General features: G+C 26.7%; 19 protein-coding genes. 15 read left to right on the forward strand and 4 right to left on the reverse strand.

Annotated elements, in window-relative coordinates:
* Positions 1-51 precede the first annotated feature (51 nt).
* The 10 genes from ACLGL0_RS06335 (at position 52) to ACLGL0_RS06380 (ending at position 9,249) form a co-directional block, all read left to right on the forward strand.
* Positions 52-465: a hypothetical protein gene (locus ACLGL0_RS06335; RefSeq protein WP_411014053.1), complete on the forward strand. Its 414-nt coding sequence runs from the start codon at positions 52-54 to the stop codon at positions 463-465.
* An 88-nt stretch (positions 466-553) separates the two neighbouring features.
* Positions 554-958 carry a YbaN family protein gene (locus ACLGL0_RS06340; RefSeq protein ID WP_411014054.1) on the forward strand — a complete coding sequence of 135 codons (405 nt, stop codon included), beginning with the start codon at positions 554-556 and terminating at the stop codon, positions 956-958.
* Between the two features lie 235 nt (positions 959-1,193).
* Positions 1,194-3,317, forward strand: coding sequence for an anaerobic ribonucleoside-triphosphate reductase (gene nrdD, locus ACLGL0_RS06345; RefSeq protein WP_314558161.1), 2,124 nt, complete (start codon positions 1,194-1,196; stop codon positions 3,315-3,317).
* 12 nt (positions 3,318-3,329) lie between these two features.
* Complete coding sequence (nrdG, locus tag ACLGL0_RS06350; RefSeq protein WP_314558162.1) at positions 3,330-3,824, forward strand: anaerobic ribonucleoside-triphosphate reductase activating protein; 495 nt, start codon at positions 3,330-3,332, stop codon at positions 3,822-3,824.
* A 2-nt stretch (positions 3,825-3,826) separates the two neighbouring features.
* Positions 3,827-4,999: a cation diffusion facilitator family transporter gene (locus tag ACLGL0_RS06355; protein ID WP_411014055.1), complete on the forward strand. Its 1,173-nt coding sequence runs from the start codon at positions 3,827-3,829 to the stop codon at positions 4,997-4,999.
* 112 nt (positions 5,000-5,111) lie between these two features.
* Positions 5,112-5,762, forward strand: a complete 651-nt coding sequence (locus ACLGL0_RS06360; protein WP_411014056.1) for a YaaA family protein — start codon at positions 5,112-5,114, stop codon at positions 5,760-5,762.
* Between the two features lie 483 nt (positions 5,763-6,245).
* Positions 6,246-6,953 carry a CPBP family intramembrane glutamic endopeptidase gene (locus ACLGL0_RS06365; protein WP_411014057.1) on the forward strand — a complete coding sequence of 236 codons (708 nt, stop codon included), beginning with the start codon at positions 6,246-6,248 and terminating at the stop codon, positions 6,951-6,953.
* 79 nt (positions 6,954-7,032) lie between these two features.
* Positions 7,033-7,731, forward strand: coding sequence for a CPBP family intramembrane glutamic endopeptidase (locus ACLGL0_RS06370; protein ID WP_411014058.1), 699 nt, complete (start codon positions 7,033-7,035; stop codon positions 7,729-7,731).
* A 26-nt stretch (positions 7,732-7,757) separates the two neighbouring features.
* A complete protein-coding gene (locus ACLGL0_RS06375; protein ID WP_411014059.1) occupies positions 7,758-8,492 on the forward strand; it encodes a CPBP family intramembrane glutamic endopeptidase in 735 nt (244 codons plus the stop codon).
* A 49-nt stretch (positions 8,493-8,541) separates the two neighbouring features.
* Positions 8,542-9,249, forward strand: coding sequence for a CPBP family intramembrane glutamic endopeptidase (locus ACLGL0_RS06380; RefSeq protein WP_411014060.1), 708 nt, complete (start codon positions 8,542-8,544; stop codon positions 9,247-9,249).
* Between the two features lie 47 nt (positions 9,250-9,296).
* On the opposite strand, the gene ACLGL0_RS06385 is transcribed toward ACLGL0_RS06380, so the two are convergent.
* The 4 genes from ACLGL0_RS06385 to ACLGL0_RS06400 form a co-directional block, all read right to left on the reverse strand.
* Positions 9,297-10,475 carry a M20 metallopeptidase family protein gene (locus tag ACLGL0_RS06385; RefSeq protein WP_411014061.1) on the reverse strand — a complete coding sequence of 393 codons (1,179 nt, stop codon included), beginning with the start codon at positions 10,473-10,475 and terminating at the stop codon, positions 9,297-9,299.
* 35 nt (positions 10,476-10,510) lie between these two features.
* Positions 10,511-11,167, reverse strand: coding sequence for a hypothetical protein (locus ACLGL0_RS06390; protein WP_411014062.1), 657 nt, complete (start codon positions 11,165-11,167; stop codon positions 10,511-10,513).
* Between the two features lies 1 nt (position 11,168).
* Positions 11,169-11,891, reverse strand: coding sequence for a DUF5058 family protein (locus tag ACLGL0_RS06395; protein ID WP_411014063.1), 723 nt, complete (start codon positions 11,889-11,891; stop codon positions 11,169-11,171).
* Positions 11,892-12,017: 126 nt separating this feature from the next.
* Positions 12,018-13,562, reverse strand: coding sequence for a PucR family transcriptional regulator (locus tag ACLGL0_RS06400; protein ID WP_411014064.1), 1,545 nt, complete (start codon positions 13,560-13,562; stop codon positions 12,018-12,020).
* 310 nt (positions 13,563-13,872) lie between these two features.
* Here ACLGL0_RS06400 and ACLGL0_RS06405 point away from each other — a divergent pair, with 310 nt between their 5' ends.
* From ACLGL0_RS06405 to ACLGL0_RS06425, 5 genes are all read left to right on the forward strand, one after another.
* The gene (locus tag ACLGL0_RS06405) at positions 13,873-14,109 is read left to right on the forward strand and encodes a hypothetical protein (protein WP_313962190.1); all 237 of its coding nucleotides are present in this window, start codon (positions 13,873-13,875) and stop codon (positions 14,107-14,109) included.
* A gap of 276 nt (positions 14,110-14,385) precedes the next feature.
* A complete protein-coding gene (lpdA, locus tag ACLGL0_RS06410) occupies positions 14,386-15,786 on the forward strand; it encodes a dihydrolipoyl dehydrogenase (protein WP_313962189.1) in 1,401 nt (466 codons plus the stop codon).
* Between the two features lie 57 nt (positions 15,787-15,843).
* The gene (locus tag ACLGL0_RS06415) at positions 15,844-17,937 is read left to right on the forward strand and encodes a Tex family protein (RefSeq protein WP_411014065.1); all 2,094 of its coding nucleotides are present in this window, start codon (positions 15,844-15,846) and stop codon (positions 17,935-17,937) included.
* Positions 17,938-18,278: 341 nt separating this feature from the next.
* A complete protein-coding gene (locus ACLGL0_RS06420; RefSeq protein WP_411014066.1) occupies positions 18,279-19,082 on the forward strand; it encodes a DUF169 domain-containing protein in 804 nt (267 codons plus the stop codon).
* A 74-nt stretch (positions 19,083-19,156) separates the two neighbouring features.
* A complete protein-coding gene (locus ACLGL0_RS06425; RefSeq protein WP_411014067.1) occupies positions 19,157-20,074 on the forward strand; it encodes a TDT family transporter in 918 nt (305 codons plus the stop codon).
* Positions 20,075-20,215 lie beyond the last annotated feature (141 nt).

A 20,215-nucleotide genomic window follows, 5' to 3' on the forward strand; every position in this document is an offset into this window, starting at 1 on the left:
TAATAGATTTACAGTAAAGTTTTACTGAATAAAAAATTAAGAGGATTTGTAATGAAACAAATAAAAAAAACTGTGTTACTTTTAATGTTAGCATTGGGAACTATTTCAGTCAATAATTCTTTTTATAATGTCTCATTTGCTGAAGAAAATGAAGAAAAAGAGTTTGATAAAGTTTATTTAGAAGAACTTGATAAAACTATTTATGTAAAAAAGGGGTTAGATGTTTCGAGAGACACTTTACTAGATATAGCAAGTTTAAGTGAAGGAGAAGAAATAAGGATTCATAATGTTGTAAATTCTGAAAAGAAAAAACATATAAATAAAACTAACTATAAACCTATGGGAAGAAGAACTTATGAGATTAGTAATTTTTTTATAAGAAATATTAATAGAAATAAAAAGGTATTGGCAATAGTAGGTAGAGGATCTAGTTATACACTAAATAGAGCAATAAATTTTAAATAAAATAAATTTAATAAAATTTAATTTTGTTTTGTTGAAGATTAATTTGAAATATGTTATCATTATCATATCAAAGATATGGAGGTAATATATGAAGAACAAAATTGTTAGATATACATGGATTGTAATAGGTTTAATCTTTTTTGCAATAGGTACAGTTGGTGTTTTTTTACCACTATTACCTACATTCCCATTTTATGTTGTTACGTTATTTTGCTTTACAAGAAGTTCTACAAAACTACATGATTGGTTCGTAGGAACAAATTTATATAAGAATAATTTAGAAAAGATTACAAACCGAAAAGGTCTTACAGTAAAACATAAACTAAAAATTATAGTATTTTTTACATTAACTATGGGAACTGGTTTTTATTTTATGAAAAATACTAAAATCGGAAGAATTATATTAGCAATTGTTTGGTTTTTCCATGTAGTATATTTCATGTTTGGAATAAAGACTTTAAAAGAGAATGAAGAAGAAATAGAAAATATATAAACTGATATGATTTTCATATCAGTTTTTTTGTGCTAAAAATATTTTTAAAAAATTCTTTTTAGTTTATCATGCTACTAATTGTTATAAAATTATTTGCAATGGATTTTAAAGGCTAAAACAACAAAATATACTATATATAGTATATATAAAAATCGTTGACAATATATATTGTTGATGTTATAATCTTACTATCAAGCATTTTTTAAGTGTTTTTAATAATATTTTGGAGGTTGTTATGATTAAGGTTGTAAAAAGAAATGGTCAAGAAGTTGATTTTGACGCAAAAAAAATTGCTATTGCAATAAATAAAGCAATGCATAGCAGTACAGGAGTTTATGAAGAAGGACTAGCAGAAAAGATTGCTAAAGAGATAGAAACTTTTGCAACAACAATTGGTAAGAAAATGAGTATATATGACATAGAAGATCATGTTTATTATAGTTTAATTAAATATGGTAATCCTGCAACAGCAAGAGCATATGAAAATTATAAAGCTGTTCAAACTTTTAAAAGACTTAAAAATACTACTGATGAAAGTATTTTAGGTCTTTTAGATAAGACAAATTTAGATGTTATAAATGAAAATTCAAATAAAAATGCAATTCTAGCTTCTACTCAAAGAGATTTAATAGCTGGGGAAGTTTCAAAAGATATCGCAAGAAGAATGTTAATTCCAGTTGATATTGTTCAAGCACATGATGAAGGAGCAATACATCTTCACGATATGGACTATTTAATTCAACCAATGTTTAACTGTTGTCTAGTTAATATTGGAGATATGCTTGATAATGGAACAGTTATTAATGGTAAGATGGTTGAAACTCCAAAATCTTTCCAAGTTGCTTGTACTGTAATGACTCAAATTATTGCTCAAGTTGCTTCAGGTCAATTTGGTGGTCAAAGTTTAAATGTTGCTCATTTAGGAAAATATCTAAGAAAGAGCTATGAAAAACATTTAAAACTTGCAAAAGAAATTTTAACTGATGAAGAAGATGTTGAAAATATTGCAAGAGCAATGACTAAGAAAGAATTGGAAGCTGGTATCCAAACAATTCAATATCAAATAAATACTTTGATGACTACAAATGGTCAAAGTCCATTCGTTACTCTTTTTATGTATGTTGAAGATGGTTTTGAGTATGAAGCTGAAGTTGCTCAAATTGTTGAAGAAATAATAAAGCAAAGATTAGAAGGAATTAAAAATGAAAAAGGTGTTTATATTACACCGGCTTTCCCTAAATTGATTTATGTTTTAGACGAAAACAATGTAAGAGAAGATAGTAAATATTACTACTTAACTAAACTTGCTGCAAAATGTACTGCAAAGAGAATGTATCCTGACTATATTTCTGCTAAAAAACTTAGAGAAAATTATGAAGGTAATGTATTCGGACCTATGGGTTGTAGATCTTTCCTAGCTACTTATAAAGACGAAAATGGAAATTATAAATTTGAAGGGAGATTTAATCAAGGTGTTGTAAGTTTGAATTTACCTCAAATAGGAATTTTAAATACAGGAAATGAAGAAGGATTCTTTGAAATGTTGGATAAAAGACTTGAAACAGTAAAAAAGGCACTTTTATTTAGAAATTCACTTCTTCAAAATGTAAAGAGTGACAATTCACCTATTCACTGGCAATATGGAGCAATTGCAAGACTTAAAAAGGGTGAAAGTATTAAAAAATATCTTGAAAATGGATATTCAACACTTTCTGTAGGATATATCGGATTGTATGAAGCCACAATGTGCGTAAAAGGTGTTAGCCATACAACAGAAGAGGGAAAAGAATTTGCCCTTAAAGTTATGAAGAGAATTAAAGAAGCAGCTGACAGTTGGAGTGAAGAAACAGGAATGTCATTCTCATTATATGGAACTCCTGCTGAAAGTTTAACTCATAGATTCTGTTCTATTGATAAGAAAAAATATGGAGAAATTAAGGATATAACAGATAAGGGATACTACACAAATAGTTATCATGTTGATGTTAGAGAAGACATTTCTGTTTTTGATAAATTTAGATTTGAAGAAGAGTTCCAAAAATTATCAACTGGTGGTTGTATTTCTTATGCAGAAATTCCTAATATGAATCATAATGTTGAAGCTGTTGAACAAATGATTAGATTTATTTACGATAATATTCAATATGCTGAATTTAATACTAAATCAGATTATTGTCATGTATGTGGATTCGACGGTGAAATTATTGTAAATGATTATAATGAATGGGAATGTCCTCAATGTCATAATAAAGATAAACAAAAAATGAATGTAACTAGAAGAACTTGTGGATATCTTGGAGAAAATTTCTGGAACGAAGGTAGAACTAAGGAAATCAAGTCAAGGGTTCTTCATATATAGTGAGGGGGTAAAATGAGATATGGTCAGATAAGATCTTATGATGTTGCAAATGGTGTTGGTATCAGAACTAGTATTTTCGTAACTGGCTGTACACATAATTGTAAAGATTGTTTTAATAGAAAATATATGGATTTTAATTTTGGGGAGATTTGGACGAAAGATACAACTAATCAAGTAATTGACTATCTTCGTGATGAAAATGTATCAGGTCTTACACTTCTTGGTGGAGAGCCAATGCAAAATGCCAAAGAGCTTCTTGAGATTGTTAGAGATATAAAAAAGAGTGTAAATAAAAACATTTGGATTTATTCAGGATATACTTTTGAAGAAATACTGGAAGATGATGATAGATTCGAACTCTTAAAAGAGTGTGATGTCTTAGTTGATGGGAGATTTGATTATAGATTAAAAGATTTAACTTTAAAATTCAGAGGATCTTCAAATCAAAGAATTATTGATATAAAGAATACACTTGAAAGTGGAAATATTATACTATTTATGGAGTAATTATGTTATATAAAAAAATATTAAATATTTCGAAAATTGAAAACACAGATAAATATGACCGTAAAAAAGTTGGTTATTTTTCAGGTTTGATAGGAACTTTTTTAAATGTTACTTTAGGAATATCAAAATTTTTAATAGGTATATTGGCGAATTCAGTCTCAATAACAGCAGATGCAGTAAATAATTTTTCAGATGCTATTTACTCATTTGCAACAGTTTTAGGCTTTAAATTTTCTTCTGCTCCACCGGATAAAGATCATCCTTATGGACATGGTAGAGTTGAGTATATAACAACTTTAATAATATCTATGATGGTAATGGTAGTTGGTGTCCAATTCACCAAAACATCAGTAGAGAGAATAATCAATCCTGAAAAAATACTAATGGGAAGAATTGGAATTATATTTTTAGTGATTTCAATAGTAGTTAAACTTTGGATGAGTTTCTTCAATAGAAAACTTTCAAAAGCAATAGATTCAAGCATTTTAAAGGCTACATCTATTGACTGTCTAAGCGATGTTTTTACAACTTCGGTAGTTTTAATTGCTATGATTGTTTCTGATTATACAACATTTCCAGTAGATGGAGTTGTAGGACTTGTGGTTTCAGCATTTATACTATTTTCTGGTTTTTCTCTAGCAAGAGAAACGATAAGCGAACTTATTGGAGAAACTCCTGATTTAGAGCTTATCAAATTAGTATTGACGGACATTGAAAATCATAGTGAAATATTAGGAATTCATAATTATACTTTTCATAAATATGGACATTTAAAAACAATTGGTACTGTTGACGTAGAAGTTGATTGTGAAATGAGTCTAGTAAAAGCACATAATCTTATGAGCCTTATTGAAAAAGAAATCTATGATAAATATGAAATTGTACTTGTTATACATGTTGAACCTGTTGGTGGAAACTTTACGGAAAGAGAAATTGAATTAAAAGAAATTACTGAAAATTGGAAAAATCAGTTTGAATATATAAAATCAATTCACGATTTTGCAATCTACAAAGAAGGAGAGGAATATTTTGTAGGTATGCAAGTAGCATTATACGGAAATAAATTAAGTAAAACATTTGATGAAAATATATTTAAATGTGAGATAGAAGAACTGATTAAAAACTATGATAATAATTTAAAAACATCAATAACAATATTATATGATTATTTATAAAATAGCACTTCGGTGCTATTTTTTTATTGACTATAATGAGATTTTTTAATATAATCAAAGTAGTAATTTATTTGGAATATTGCTATTTTAAAATAGATTTAAGGAGAGAAATATGAAAATAATTTTATCACCTGCAAAGACAATTTCTAAAACTTGTGAGAGGTTTTTTTCAGGATTTGATTTTTCTGATAAAACAAATGAAATTTTAAAAAATGTTCCGGAAGTTTTGATATCAAAATATTACTGTAAGGCTTTTTTTATGTATGACGGAATGTGCTATAAAAATATAAAAAGAGAAGATTTTGATGAGTGCGATTTAGAGTATATAAGAGAGCATTTAATTATTATTTCTGCACTTTATGGTGCGCTTAAACCTTTTGATTTAATTAATCCATATAGACTAGATTTTCTTATGAAAACAAAAATGGGAAATTTATATAATTATTGGAAAGATGATATTGCTAAGAACATTTTAAAAGATACAGATTTCATTGTTAATCTTGCAAGTGAAGAATTTTCAAAAACAGTTAAAAAGTACATTTCAGAGAAGCAAATTTTGGATTTTGAATTTTATGAAAAAGTAGATGGAAAGTTAAAAAAACATTCTACGATTTCAAAAAAAGCTAGGGGAATGATGCTTAACTTTATGACTAAAAATAAAATTGAAAATATTGAAGATATAAAGAAATTTGACAAAGACGGATATGTATTTATTGGAGAAATGTCTTTAGAAAATAAATTTGTATTTGTGAAAAATAGCTAGAAATCTCATAAATTTAGAATATGAGTAAACAAAATAAGGACTAGATTATATTCAATTCTTTTAATTTCTATTGAGATTACATACTAGGGATTAGATTTACAGAGTAGTATTAAGTAAATATTTTTTATTTTATAATTATTACTTCAAAAGTGTAAAAACTTTTGGAGTTTTTTTGTTTAAAATATTTTTTATAAAAATGTTTACCTAAAATTAAAAAATTAAGAATAGTAATTTAATTATAAGAAAAAATTATAAGTAATTATAAAATTTTTGTTAGCAAATATAGTATTTACAATAAAATAGAAAAAATAATTACAATATTATATTCTTTTTCCGAATTTTGTGAAATCCATTTGACAAATACGTTTTCTTTTGGTATCATAACTTTGCATAGCAATTATTGTACTGCATTTACGTTTTTTTAGGTAAAATATGGCTAATTTTATTTATTAATTTGTAAATTAAATGATTGGAGTTAGATTTATGGCAAAGATTAAAAGAAGTATTATAATAGGATTTATAGTTTTATATTTAGTTTTGATGTCAGGTCAAATGGAAAATTTAGTTTCTTTTTTAAATAAGGGAAAAATATATTCGTGGGGAATGGATTTTGTAAATGTAGTTAGAAAGTACGAGATAGCCCTTTATGTAATTATAATTTTTTTCAGCATTTTTTTGAGAAATGTAAATTCAATAGAAAAAAACAGTGAAAAATTTAAAATAAAAAACTTAAAGAAATATATATTATCAGTGATTATTTCTTTAACTTTAATTATAGTATTTGGAATTGCATTAACTAAACTTTTATTTTATTTTAAAATATCGGGTGATAGTTTTGGTAAGACAGATTTTTTTGCTTTTCAATATAATTATTTGAATTATGTATTTATTACTTTATTTTCAGCATATGCAGAGGAAATTATATTTAGAGGATACTTTTTTGGCACTTTATATGATATTTATAACGGAACGAACAAATATGTTAGATTTTTTACTGCAAGTTTAATTTCTGGAATAGTATTTGGTATATTGCATGAGGGATTATTTGACTATAGAATGATTCACTATGTATTTATGTCAATGATTTTATCATATCAATATAAATATTGTAAAAATATTTATGTCGTAGGATTTACACATCATTGTGTAAATATTGTGGGAATGGGAATAAATATGTTTCTTTTGAATTAGAAGTTTATAAGTAATTGTTTTTATTGATAGAGTTTAAAAAAATACAGTATATTTAAAAAATATTGTATAGGAGTTAGTTATGGAAAAAACGAATTTATTAAATATAAAAAACTTTAAAAAATGGATATTACCGATTTTGATATTTTTAGCTTATAACTATTATAGTAAAAATATTGTTAAACTTTCTGTGGTATATGGTTTAAAAAGTTTTGCTATGATATATTTTATTGCTCATGTTGTTGGAATACTTTTCTTTATATGTTTAATTCATTTTGTATATAAGGATAAATTTAATTCAATAGATAATTCTAAAAAAATGAATTTACTAAAATCAGTATTGATTTCAATAGTAGTATTTATAATTAGTTATAATTTTGATAAAATTATTTCCATTATTATTTATAATGTATTTGGAAATGTTAAAAGTATTAATGATAGTGTCATAAAAGCATCAGAAAAAGTGAGTATATTCACATATTTTGAAGTATCATTTGCGGGACCTATACTTGAAGAAATTGTATATAGACAATTATTATTTGGATATTTATATGATTTACATTCAGGATGTAATAAATATATTAGATTTATTACTGCAACAATTGTATCATCCATAGTATTTGGTTCAATACATAATGGAGTTTTTCATCCTTATATGCTATATTATGTTACTTCCGGTATAATTTTATCCAGTTTATATGTTTATACTAAAAGATTATCATCACCTATTATTGTCCATATTTTAATTAATTTAATTCCATATCTTAGAAGATTATTATAAAAAATTAGAAAATAAAGGAGAAAACAATGCTAGATACTAATTTATTAAATATAAAAAACTTTAAAAAGTGGATTTTTCCTGCTTTAATGTTTCTATTTTTTGAATTTATCTTTAGGCAGAAAATTTTAAATTCTTTATTTTTTGGAAAAATATTTGTTTTTAAATTTTTTGAAAATCCAATTGTAAATAATTTCTTTGTTGGTGGGATTTGTTGCCTATTTGGGAATTGTATAATATTTTTGATTATAAAGTATGTATTTGATGGAAAATTAAATTCTATAGATAGTTCAGAAAAAATGGACTTAAAAAAATCTATAATTATTTCAATTTTAGTTTTTGTTTTTACTATGTTGATTATATATTTTGCTTTGTACATTGAAAGCATTTTCAAACTTGAGATTTATAGTTTGAATGCAAAAAATATTAGTGGTACTGAAAGACTTAATTTGTTTGTAAGTTTATTTTCGATGTCTTTGGTGAGTATATATGAAGAAATGGTGTATAGGCGAATACTGTTTGGATATTTGTATGATTTACATTCGGGTTGTAATAAATATATTAGGATAATAACATCTATAGTAGTATCATCAATAATCTTCGGTTCAATACATGATGGTGTATTTCATTTAGCTATGATTCAGTATATTATATATGGAATATCTTTTTCAGCAGTATATTTATATACTAAGAGAATCAGTGCTTCTATAACAGTTCATGTTTTAATTAATGTATTTTTAATAATTAGGAATGTTTTTTTCTAATTTAAACATAAAAAAACTTATTATAAAATAAAAATTTTAGGAGGAAGCTATGAGTGTTAAGACAAAAAATTTTATTGTATCATTCTTGCTATCATTGGTGTATTTTTTAGGAATTTCAAGATTTCCTACATTGGCAAATAAGTATATAAAATCAGAATTTGTGATTAAAAACTTAACAAATATAAATATTGCTTTAACTTTGATTTTTGCGATTATTGTATATTTGTTTTGTAAAAAATTCCCTACAAATTCAATTTCCAAAGATGGTAAAAAGGAACCTTTATTAAAATCTATTTTGATTGGAGCATGTTCTGGGATAGCTTTACTGGTTGTAATTCAAATTTTATTTAAAATTTTAGGATTTTTAGGTTATAGTTATGATATGACAGGGGAATTTATTAGAATTAAAAATGTGGTTTCTAATAATAAAATCTCATTAATAAATTTAGTTTTTATTATTCCTTTTGTAACTGAAATAGTTTATAGAAATGTAGTATTCGGCTATTTATATGATTTATATGAAGGTGGATACAAATTTGTACGATTATTCACACCGGCTTGTTTATCAGGAATATTGTTTGCACTTATAAATTTAAAATATACACTTCCTATAGTAGTAGAAATTGTGATTATCTCCTTAACTTTTGGATATGTTTATTTAAAGACAAAGAGAATAGAAAGTGCTATAGTTGGACATATTGTATTTAGTACTGGAATTGTAATACTTTCATTTGTTTTAAAGACAAGTGTTTTATAAAATAGAATATAAAAAAAGCACCTAATATTATTTAGGTGCTTTTAAATTTATTTTAAATAATCATGTACTGCTTGAACGAAGAATTTTACTCCATTTATGAAATATTTTTCATTAAGTCCAAATTTTCCGTTGTGGTGAGGGTAGGCAATACCATCAACATAAAGAGGGTTTCTTAAAAATACATAAGCACCTTTTTTCTCTTCAAGATAGTAAGCGAAATCTTCACCAGCTAGGATTGGCTTTTGTAAAACTTGAACATTTTCTTCGCCTAATGCATTAATTGCACTTTGTTTAGCAAAGTCTACGATATCATTATTATTTACAACAGGTGGTGGACCATAATGGTATTCATAATCTGCTTTTGCTCTCATTGCAATTGCCATATTAGTTGCAATTTCTTCAATTCTTGTAGCTATAAACGCTCTAATTTCTTTTGAAACAGCTCTAACTGTTCCAACTATTTCAACTTCTTCTGGAATTATGTTAAAAGCACTTCCTGCATTTATCATACAAACTGAGATTACAGCAGTATCAACAGCATTTATTTCTCTTGAAACTATATCTTGAATTGCTGAAATAATATGAGTTGATGTAGTTATTGGATCTATGCTCATATGAGGATAAGCACCATGGCTTCCTTTACCTTTTACTTTTATAGTAAATTTATCCATACAAGCCATCATTGAACCATATTTTACACCAATTTTACCTTCATCAAGTTCATCTGTTGTATTTCCATTGTGTAATGCTAATATGAAGTCAACTCCTTCTAAAGCACCACCTTTAATCATATCAATTGCACCTGATCCTGTTTCTTCACCAGGTTGTAATAAGAATTTAACTGTTCCACGTATTTTATCTTTCATTTGATTTAATGCGTAGATTGTTCCTAACATCATCGCAGCATGTGCATCATGACCACAAGCATGCATATTTTGATTTGTAGATTTAAAAGGTAAATCTAAAAATTCTGGCATTGGAAGGCCATCTGTATCTGCTCTTAAAGCAATACATTTATCTCCTTCAAGTTCTCCTTTAATTGTAACTAAAATTGAAGAATTATTAGGGAAGTCTGTTCTATATTCAACACCAATTTCATCTAAAACTTTTTTTAGATAAGCTGTAGTTAATGGAAGATCATTTCCAAGTTCTGGAATTTTGTGTAAATCACGTCTCCAATTAATAACTTTTTCTTCTAAAGTCTTAATATCTTTAATTAAGTCCATAATACTCCTATTTAAAATTTCTAATTATATTAAAATTATTTGTTGTTCTTTTTGTTATAGTCAAAAATTCCAAAAGCTGCAGTTGAAAATACTGCTATAGGAATCATTAAATAAACTGGTAATGATTTTGATAATAACATAGCCATTACTATAACTATTGCAAATGTACCATATTTTAAATTTTTTGATGCAAACATTGCAAACATTGCTCCGAAAATTGCAGATGATACATATTTAAATGCCATTAATACTACTGGTGGAAATAAACTTAACAATGCTTGTCCTCCAATAGCTGCTATTGTTATAATGATAATATTTGTAAAAATTGAACCTGCAATACCTAAAGTTGCAATAAGTTCAGCTTTTTTAGTACCTGGTTCTACTCCTAAACTTTCTTGAGCTATTACGGCACAAGGTACTCTCATGTTTCCGATATTTCCTGATAAGAATGACATATATGTACCAGGTAAGCCTAAAATGGGGAAGTAGCAAATTGGTTCAACTACTGAGTAAATAGCAAACATTGATGCTGTATACATCCAACCAGTTAAAATATTACCCCAACCTGGAAAAGCTCCTTTAGCAATCCATAAATAAATTGCTGGTATAAAACATAGAGGTATAGCAATTAAATTTGTAAAACTTCCATATCTTATAATAGGTTTAGTAAAAGATTTATCGTAATTATTCATATTACATACCTCCTAATTTTAAATAAATTACAGCTGATAACATTCCGGCTAACATTGCAACACCTAAAGTGTATTCTTTAAATTTTGGATATTTATCTGATAATTTTGTTAAACCAAACATTACAACTGCAGCTCCTATTGCTGAAACCATGAAAGGTCTAGTTTCAGGATTTAATCCCTTCATTATTTCTGCTCCACAAAGATAAGCGAATGATCCGCACATAGCAGCGATACTTATAACTCCAAGTTTTTTTGCATCTCCACCAGAAACTTTTTTAGTAATCTTATCTAATTGATGAGAGAAAAGTCCTGTTGTTAATAACCATGCACTTCCGTTTAATGCCGTTACCCAAGCGGCATTTGCGAAGTGAACTAATTCAAATCCATTTCCACCAAGTTCTACTCCCATAGCTTTTGCAGCCATACTTGATGCTGCAAGTTCTGCAGGTGCTGAACCAATTATAGCAAGACGCATCCAAGAAAGAGGTCCTCCTAATACTGACATAAGACCAAGCATTACTACGAAAACTCCTAATGCAGGTCCTATTGAAGAAACAGCTCCAATTTTAAATGCTTTTTTTGCATCACTTTTTGACAAATCAACTAAATCAGCAGATTGAATTGCCTTTTTTGAAAATATGTAAGCTTGAATTAATACTAAAAGCCCTACTGGTAAACATAAAATCCAAAATATTGGACTATTGGCGATTTTTAAATATTCCATTTGAATTCCTCCTAATTTTTTATATGTCTATATAATAACTTAAAAAAATTTCTATTCCTATGGAATATTTTACAAAAAAATATACTTTTTTAGTAAAAAAATACAACTGTTATTTTAACAGTCGTATTAATCTATCATATTTTTATTTAGTTTTATATATCTGTAACCTAATTCTAATAAAAATCTAGTATTGTAATCATCTAAATCTTTATTAATAATTTCAGATATTTTTTCAAATCTATATTTAATAGTATTGTAATGTAAAAATTGTTTTTTTGAAGTTTGTTTTAGACTCCAATTATTTTCAATTAAGTGTGTTAAAGTTTCAAAATAAGTAGTATCTTTTTCTTTATCATAATTGACAAGTTTTATAACATCATTTATAAATCTAGGCGTTTTTGAAGAATTTATAGTATTATTCAGAATTTTGAAGAATTCTATATCATCATATTTGAAAATTCCATCATTTTCTTGTAAAAGTCTTCCTATCTTAATACAATCCATAGCTTCTTGATAACTCTTGTTTATATCTATTATATCTTCACGAATATTTCCCATTCCAACAGTAAAAGTAAAGTAAAAATTCTCTTTAACTATTTGTTTTATCCTTTTTACTAGAGATTCTAATTGATATAATAATGTAGTATCAATTGAATTATGTTTTGTAATTAATACTAAACTATCACTCTTTTTATAGTACAATGCTTTACTTTTAAGAATTTCGAAATTTTGTAATATTTTGTCAAATACTTTTCTTTTTACTTCTTCAAGTTTTATATTTTCTAGTGGATTTTCAACTAAATTGTATTTAAAATTATCTATATCAAAAATTACAACTGAGTTATATCCACTTATATCAATACTGAATAGTTTTGCCCTAGTTAATAGCTCCTCTTTAGAACGAACATTGCCACTTAGAATATCACTAATAAAGTCATTTAAATAATATTCTTTTAGTTTAACTATTGTTATTTCTTTTTCTATTTGTATTAACACAATCTCTAAAGCATATTTTATTATTGTATTATCAAACTCTGATAATTTAGATTTTGTTGTATTTAAAACTAATTTTCCAACTTCTTTATTCTTGCTGAAAACACTTTTTGAAAAATTCTTATGTGTTTCTGAAAATTCTTTATTATAATATTTTTTATCTAAAAAATAGTCATAGAAAATATAATCGATTTTTAATAAATTGTATAGATAATTTAAAGTTATTTCTAATGATTTGTTTTCTACTACAATTCTAATAAAATTATTTCTAATCTTTTCGGTTTTTGTTAGATTATCAACTTTGCTGTCTATAAGTTTTGCTAAAATAGGAGTTAAAATTGCTGAAAAAGGATAATATATAGGAATATTAATTATAGGAAATCTTAGTTCGTTTGCAATTTTTATCATTTCTTCAGGAATTTCACTAAAATATCTTTCTATCTTTATTCCTAAAGCACAACAACCTAATTTTTTTAATCTTTTAATGTAGTTTGTAATCTCTTTTTCGTTTTGTTTGAAAAGATATCCAGAACTTATTACAAACTCATTTCCACAAGCAAATGTTGCTCCATCAGGAGCATCAAGAACTGTAGTATGTAAAATTTCAATATCATCTATATTGAAATTAGTAAGTAGTTCAAAATCTTTAAACATATCCAAAATTTCAGTTAATTTCATTTTTTACTCCTTTCTAAGATTAATTAATTACTATATATTTTACCACAAAAATTTTGAATTTTCATTTAAAACATGATAACTATTTCGTACAAAGTATTGAAAAAAAGTATTTTTGATATATAATATATGTGATAAGGTTAATTAAATAGTTTTATTTGTTTGTGTTATAACATATTTATTAGTTGTTGTATTTTAGAAATAGTTTTGTAGGAGGATATGTTTTGAAAAAAATTTTCAGTTTAATTGTTATCATATGTATTTGTTTATCATTTACAGTTATGAGTTTGCCTTTTTTCAAAATGTTTAATATATGATTAGTTTAGAAATTTTGATGTTTTTACTAGTAGTTATAGATGGTGTTTTAATCTATTTTTACATAGAAAAAACAAAAGATATAACAATTATTGTAGAGTTTTCTATTGAATTTATTTCAATAGTTTTGACTATCATTACGACAACTGATATATCTTTATTTACATCTATAATTCATGGATTGATTATAGTTTTAATGTCTATTTTATTTGTAATATTTATAAAGATATTATAAGAGGTAGTTATGATAAAGAATATGATGAGCTGTCTAGTGATAATTTGTTAAAATGGTTTCAAAAATATAATATTAATTAATTAGTATCGTCCAACTAGTATTTATTGTAAACTCGGTTTTTGTGTTTTTTAATATCAAAATCCGAGTTTTTTAGTTGGTTTTACATTTTTTATTAAATGTGAAAACAATTTTACTTAAAAACTTGAAAAAAAAGTATTTTTGATATATAATTTTAGTGAGTGAAAACTTAAAAAAATTTATTAAGGAGTGTGTTTTATGACTAAAATAGCTGTTATTGGAGCAGGCCCAGGAGGATATGAGGCTGCAATCAGAGCTGCACAAATGGGAGCAGAAGTTGTACTTATTGAGGCAGATAGACCAGGTGGTACTTGTTTAAACAGAGGATGTATCCCAACAAAAACACTTTGGAAAAATGCTGAAATTATGGAAAACATCCATAGAAAAGCAGAATTCGGTTTACTTATGGACGAATGTAAAATTGATCCAATAAGACTTAATGAAAGAAAATGCGAAGTTGTTGAAAAAATCGTAGGTGGGGTAGAATTTTTAATTGGTTCTTATCCAAATATTGAATACCTAAAAGGTTTTGGTTCTTTTGTTGATCCACATACAATTCATGTTAAATTAAATGATGGTTCAGAAAAAGATGTTACAGCTGACTACATAATTATTGCTACTGGTTCTAAACCAAGCGTTCCACCAATTGCTGGAACTGATTTACCAAATGTAATTACAAGTGATGAATTCTTAGATTTAAAAGAAATTCCACAAGAACTTATAGTTGTTGGTGGTGGAGTTATAGGTATGGAATTTGCTAGTATCTATGCTCAATTTGGATCTCAAGTAACTGTTATTACAAATGGTGTTTTACCAGCTACTGATGGAGAAATTCAAAAAAGAATACCAAGTATTTTCAAAAAAGCAGGAATTAAGATTATAAACAAAGTTCGTGCTAGTGAAATTACACAAGAAAACGGGAAATTAAAAGTTTCAGCTAAGAGAGTTGATAAAGATAAAGTTGAAGAAGCAGAAGGTACAATGGTTCTTTTAGCAACAGGAAGAAAAGCTAATATTGATGGATTAGAAATTGAAAAAGCTGGTGTTGTTACTGAAAGAGGAGCTGTAGTTACTGATAAAGGATTTAAAACAAATGTTGACCATATTTATGCAATTGGTGACGTTGTTTATGGAAATGTTCAACTTGCTCACGTTGCAAGTGCTCAAGCAATCCATGTTGTTGAAAAATTAATGGGAGAACATCCTGAAATTAATTTAGACATCGTTCCTGCTTGTACATTTACTTTACCTGAAGTTGCTCAAGTTGGTTTAACTGAAGAAGAAGTTATTGCTCAAAATATTCCATATGTTAAGAGCAAATTTATGTTCAGTGGAAATGGTAAAGCTGTTTCATTAGGAGAAGCTGATGGATTTGTAAAAGTTATCGCAACTGAAGACTTAAAGAAAATTTTAGGTATCCATATTATTGGACCTCATGCAAATGACTTAATTCATGAAGGAACAGTTGCAATGGCAAATGATATGGGAGTTGAATCAATAGGAAAGATGATTCACGCTCACCCAACTCTATCAGAAGCATTTATGGAAGCTATTCACCAATTAGAAGGAAAATCAATCCATAGTGCACCTGCAAAATAATTATTTTGTTAGAATTTTAGGGAGCGTAAGCTCCCTTTTTTATTTAAAGGGGTAAGAATGAATATTTTTGAACAAATTGCAAAAGAGTTAAATATCAAAGTAGGACAGGTTGAAAATACTGTAAAACTTATTGATGAAGGTAATACAATTCCTTTTATCGCTAGATATAGAAAAGAAGTTACAGGAAATTTAGATGATGAAATACTTAGAAATTTAGAACAAAAATTACAATATTTAAGAAACTTAGAACAAAGAAAAGAAGATGTTATAAGATTAATTGATGAGCTTGGCGAGTTAACAGAAGAATTAAGAAAAGAAATCATAAATGCTGAAACACTTTCTAAGGTTGAAGATATTTATCTTCCATTTAGACCAAAGAAGAGAACTAGAGCTACAATAGCGAAGGAAAAAGGTCTTAAACCACTTGCTGATTTAATTTTAGATAGAAAACTTAATGAAGGTAATTTTGAACAAAAAGTTTCTGAATTTATTGATGAAGAAAAAGAAGTTTTAACTATTGAAGATGCTATGGCAGGAGCTTTAGATATTATTGCTGAAATGGTGTCTGAAGATAAAGATTTTAGAGATATTTTGAGAAATGATGCTAATAAAAACGGAGTTTTAGTTTCTGAAAAAGGAAAAGAAGAAAATAATGTTTATGATATGTATTATGAATTTTCTGAAAAAATTTCAAAATTACCAGCTCATAGAATTCTTGCTATTAATAGAGGAGAAAAGGAAAAAGCTTTAAAAGTTTCTGTTAAATTAAGTGATGAAAAAAATATTGATGATATTTTATTCTCATTATGTATGGATAAAAGCAATTTCTGTTATAAATTTTTAAAAGAAGCTGTTGTTGATGGTTATAATAGATTGTTATTCCCTCAAATTGAAACAGAGATTAGAGCTGATTTAAAAGAAAAGGCAGATACTCAATCAATAGAAGTTTTTGGTAAGAATTTAAAACCATATATTATGCAGTCTCCAATTCTTGATAGAGTTGTTTTAGGAATAGACCCAGGATATAGAACGGGTTGTAAGGTAGCTGTAATTTCTAAGACAGGATCTGTTTTAGATCATGTGAATATTTATCCTACAAAACCACAAGAAAAGATTAAAGAAAGTAAGGATATTTTAGCAAAACTTATTAAAAAATATGATGTTAGTTTAATTGCAATAGGAAATGGAACAGCAAGTCGTGAAACTGAAAAAGTAGTTGTAGAACTTATAAACGAGTTAAAAAAAGAAGATTTATTCTATTCAATTGTAAATGAAGCTGGAGCTTCTATTTACTCAGCTTCAAAGCTTGGCCAAGAAGAATTTCCAGATTTAGATGTTACTGTTAGAGGAGCAATTTCAATAGCTAGACGTATTCAAGACCCTATGGCAGAACTTGTAAAAATTGAACCAAAACATATTGGTATAGGACAATATCAACATGATGTAAATCAAAAACAATTAACAGAAACATTATCTGATGTAATAGAAGATTGTGTAAATAAAGTTGGAGTTGATGTTAATACTGCTTCATTCTCTCTTTTATCATACGTTTCAGGTATGACAAAAACTATGGCAAAAAATCTAGTTTCATATCGTGATGAAAAAGGTGCTTTTAAAAATAGGGATGAAATTAAGAAAGTAAAGGGAATTGGACCAAAAGCATATACTCAATCAGCAGGATTTTTAAGAATTAGGAATGGTGAAAATCCTCTTGATAATACCGCTGTTCACCCTGAGAGCTATGAAATAGCGGAAAAATTATATGGACAAGATTTAGATAAGTTAAATGTTTCGAAACTTTCAAAAGAATTAGGAGTAGGGGAATTAACTTTAAAAGATATTATTGAGGAATTAAAAAGACCAGGCCGTGATATAAGAGAAGATATGCCAAAACCTATTTTAAGATCTGATGTGCTTTCAATTGAAGATTTGGAAATAGGAATGGAATTAAAGGGAACGGTAAGAAATGTAGTTGACTTTGGAGCTTTTATAGATATTGGAATTAAAAATGATGGACTTGTTCATATCTCACAAATTTCAAATAAGTATATTAAACATCCTTCAGAAGTATTAAAAGTTGGAGATATAGTTAAGGTTAAAATATTAGAAATTGACCTTGAAAAACAAAAGGTAAAATTAACTATGAGATAAGATCCACGATGCTTTGCATCGGGTGGGTATTCGATAACTTTGTTATTTCAGAATAAAAGAAATGTGTTAAACACATTTCTTTTTTTATTAAAAAATTTAAGAAATTTTTTAAGAAGAATTGTCACATATTATAAGAAATTTTTTAGTTCTAGTTAGTCGCAAAACGTTGGAATTTCAAACAAATCTATTTTACATAAGAAAAACTTATTAATAATCCTTATTAATAGAAAAAAACTATTAGACTATTTTATAACTGTATGGTAAAATAAGCGTAATGATAATTTTTTATGTATTAATAAAATAATTTATCAGATATAAATATTCTATTTAGGAGGTTATGAATGAATATTCAAGAAAGTGTTAAACTAATTAATTCGTATTTAGATTTAAATCGTAAAGTTGTTGGAGTTAAATTCTTCCATGACGAAGAAAGTTATGAAAATTTTGAAGTACCTGAAAGAGAAACTAAAGTTACATATTGTAATGCTGTTAATTTAGCATCAAAAGGTTCAAACATAAAGGTAAGAAAGGTACATCAAGGTTGTCCAAATGGAGCAGTTGCTTTTGGCTTTAATCAAGCGCCACCAAAGTTAGCTTCAGGTGAAGCTAGATTAAGCAAAAATATTTATAAAGACCTTGAAACTTCAAAAAGTGTTTCTGATGAAATGATATTTTTATCTAAAGATAAAATATACGGAATGGCTGTAATGCCTTTAGAAAATTTCACAGTTGAACCAGATGTTGTTGTTATGATTGAAAAAGCCTTTAACATCATGAGAGTTGTTCATGGATATTCTTATTTTAATGGATATTCTCCAGAAATGAAAACTGTAGGATTACAAGCTGTATGCCACGATCTTACAACTCTTCCTTATGAACATGGAACAATTAATATTACATTCTTATGTCCAGGAACAAGATTAATGGCTAACTGGCATCCAGATGAATTAGGTATCGGTATGGCTTGGAAACATTGGTATAATGTTGTTCAAGGAATTGTTGAAACAACAAATCCATTTGAACGTAATGGAAATAAGAGAAAAATAATTAAAAAGATGAAACAAAACAAGATGGACGATTCTGTAATAGAATTAAATAAAAACTATGATACAGGAGTTTATTCAGGTGGTCCAATAGATAAATAGATTAAAAAAGTTAGGAGTTTCTTTTTTGAAATTCCTAACTTAAATATTATTTAATATTAGTAAAGGAGAATTTTATGAATTTATTAAAAAAATTACCTATTCCTATTGCGGGATTGATTTTAGCTATGTTCGCACTTGGAAATTTACTACAATCTTATAGTAATGCAGTTAGATTAGGGATTGGAGCGATAGCATTTATTTTATACTTAATTTTTGTTTTAAAAGTTGTTGTTTTGAATAGTAAATTAAAAACTGTTTTAGAAAATCCAGTTGCTGCAAGTGTTCTTTTAACAATTACAATGGCTACTATTTTACTTAGTAGTTATGCAAAACCATATTCATCAGGTTTAGCTGTTGCGTTTTGGTTTGCAGGTGTAATATTACATACATTACTTATGGTTTGGTTTAGCATAAAATTCTTACCAAATTTTTCAATTAAAAAAGTATTTCCATCTTGGTATATAGTATATGTTGGTATTGCAACAGCTAGTGTTACAGCTGGTGCTGCTGGACAATTAAAGTTAGGACAAATTTGCTTTTGGTTTGCTTTAGTAGGATATTTAATTTTAATACCTGTTGTTTGTTATAGAGTATTTAAAGTTAAAGAAATTCCTGAACCTGCACAACCTACATTCGCAATATTATCTGCACCTGGTTCACTTGTACTAGCAGGATATTTGAATACTTTTCCAGAAAAGAGTTTTACTTTTGCAACTGTTTTATTTGCAATTTCAGTATTATTCTTTATTATAGTTTTAGTTAATTTACCAAGATTATTAAAATTAAAATTTTCACCAGGATTTTCAGGATTTACTTTCCCATTAGTAATTAGTGCGCTTTCATCTAAATTATTTAATGGATATGTAACTAAAGTAAATGGTGCAAATTCAATTTTAAAATTATTTGTTAATTTCCAAGAAATATTAGCGACTGTTATAGTGCTATATGTATTTATTGGTTATATGAAATTTTTATTAGAAAAAGAAAACTAAAATTTTTTTAAAATTACTTGACTAATCTTATTCTTTATGGTAAAATATTCGAGTAATATGATTGATGAAGTAGAGTACTCGCTCTCACCTAGTTACTATTTTGTTTCAGGTTTATGTTAATAATTTAAGTTTTGTAATTAT

The organism is Parvimonas pharyngis (assembly GCF_046569675.1).
GTDB lineage: Bacteria > Bacillota > Clostridia > Tissierellales > Peptoniphilaceae > Parvimonas.

What these genes read in the sequence shown, in the direction of transcription:
- ACLGL0_RS06335 (WP_411014053.1), top strand. Translation starts at nt 52, where the DNA reads ATGAAACAAATAAAAAAAACTGTGTTACTTTTAATGTTAGCATTGGGA.
- ACLGL0_RS06340 (WP_411014054.1), top strand. Translation starts at nt 554, where the DNA reads ATGAAGAACAAAATTGTTAGATATACATGGATTGTAATAGGTTTAATC.
- nrdD (WP_314558161.1), top strand. Translation starts at nt 1,194, where the DNA reads ATGATTAAGGTTGTAAAAAGAAATGGTCAAGAAGTTGATTTTGACGCA.
- nrdG (WP_314558162.1), top strand. Translation starts at nt 3,330, where the DNA reads ATGAGATATGGTCAGATAAGATCTTATGATGTTGCAAATGGTGTTGGT.
- ACLGL0_RS06355 (WP_411014055.1), top strand. Translation starts at nt 3,827, where the DNA reads ATGTTATATAAAAAAATATTAAATATTTCGAAAATTGAAAACACAGAT.
- ACLGL0_RS06360 (WP_411014056.1), top strand. Translation starts at nt 5,112, where the DNA reads ATGAAAATAATTTTATCACCTGCAAAGACAATTTCTAAAACTTGTGAG.
- ACLGL0_RS06365 (WP_411014057.1), top strand. Translation starts at nt 6,246, where the DNA reads ATGGCAAAGATTAAAAGAAGTATTATAATAGGATTTATAGTTTTATAT.
- ACLGL0_RS06370 (WP_411014058.1), top strand. Translation starts at nt 7,033, where the DNA reads ATGGAAAAAACGAATTTATTAAATATAAAAAACTTTAAAAAATGGATA.
- ACLGL0_RS06375 (WP_411014059.1), top strand. Translation starts at nt 7,758, where the DNA reads ATGCTAGATACTAATTTATTAAATATAAAAAACTTTAAAAAGTGGATT.
- ACLGL0_RS06380 (WP_411014060.1), top strand. Translation starts at nt 8,542, where the DNA reads ATGAGTGTTAAGACAAAAAATTTTATTGTATCATTCTTGCTATCATTG.
- ACLGL0_RS06385 (WP_411014061.1), bottom strand. Translation starts at nt 10,475, where the DNA reads ATGGACTTAATTAAAGATATTAAGACTTTAGAAGAAAAAGTTATTAAT.
- ACLGL0_RS06390 (WP_411014062.1), bottom strand. Translation starts at nt 11,167, where the DNA reads ATGAATAATTACGATAAATCTTTTACTAAACCTATTATAAGATATGGA.
- ACLGL0_RS06395 (WP_411014063.1), bottom strand. Translation starts at nt 11,891, where the DNA reads ATGGAATATTTAAAAATCGCCAATAGTCCAATATTTTGGATTTTATGT.
- ACLGL0_RS06400 (WP_411014064.1), bottom strand. Translation starts at nt 13,562, where the DNA reads ATGAAATTAACTGAAATTTTGGATATGTTTAAAGATTTTGAACTACTT.
- ACLGL0_RS06405 (WP_313962190.1), top strand. Translation starts at nt 13,873, where the DNA reads ATGATTAGTTTAGAAATTTTGATGTTTTTACTAGTAGTTATAGATGGT.
- lpdA (WP_313962189.1), top strand. Translation starts at nt 14,386, where the DNA reads ATGACTAAAATAGCTGTTATTGGAGCAGGCCCAGGAGGATATGAGGCT.
- ACLGL0_RS06415 (WP_411014065.1), top strand. Translation starts at nt 15,844, where the DNA reads ATGAATATTTTTGAACAAATTGCAAAAGAGTTAAATATCAAAGTAGGA.
- ACLGL0_RS06420 (WP_411014066.1), top strand. Translation starts at nt 18,279, where the DNA reads ATGAATATTCAAGAAAGTGTTAAACTAATTAATTCGTATTTAGATTTA.
- ACLGL0_RS06425 (WP_411014067.1), top strand. Translation starts at nt 19,157, where the DNA reads ATGAATTTATTAAAAAAATTACCTATTCCTATTGCGGGATTGATTTTA.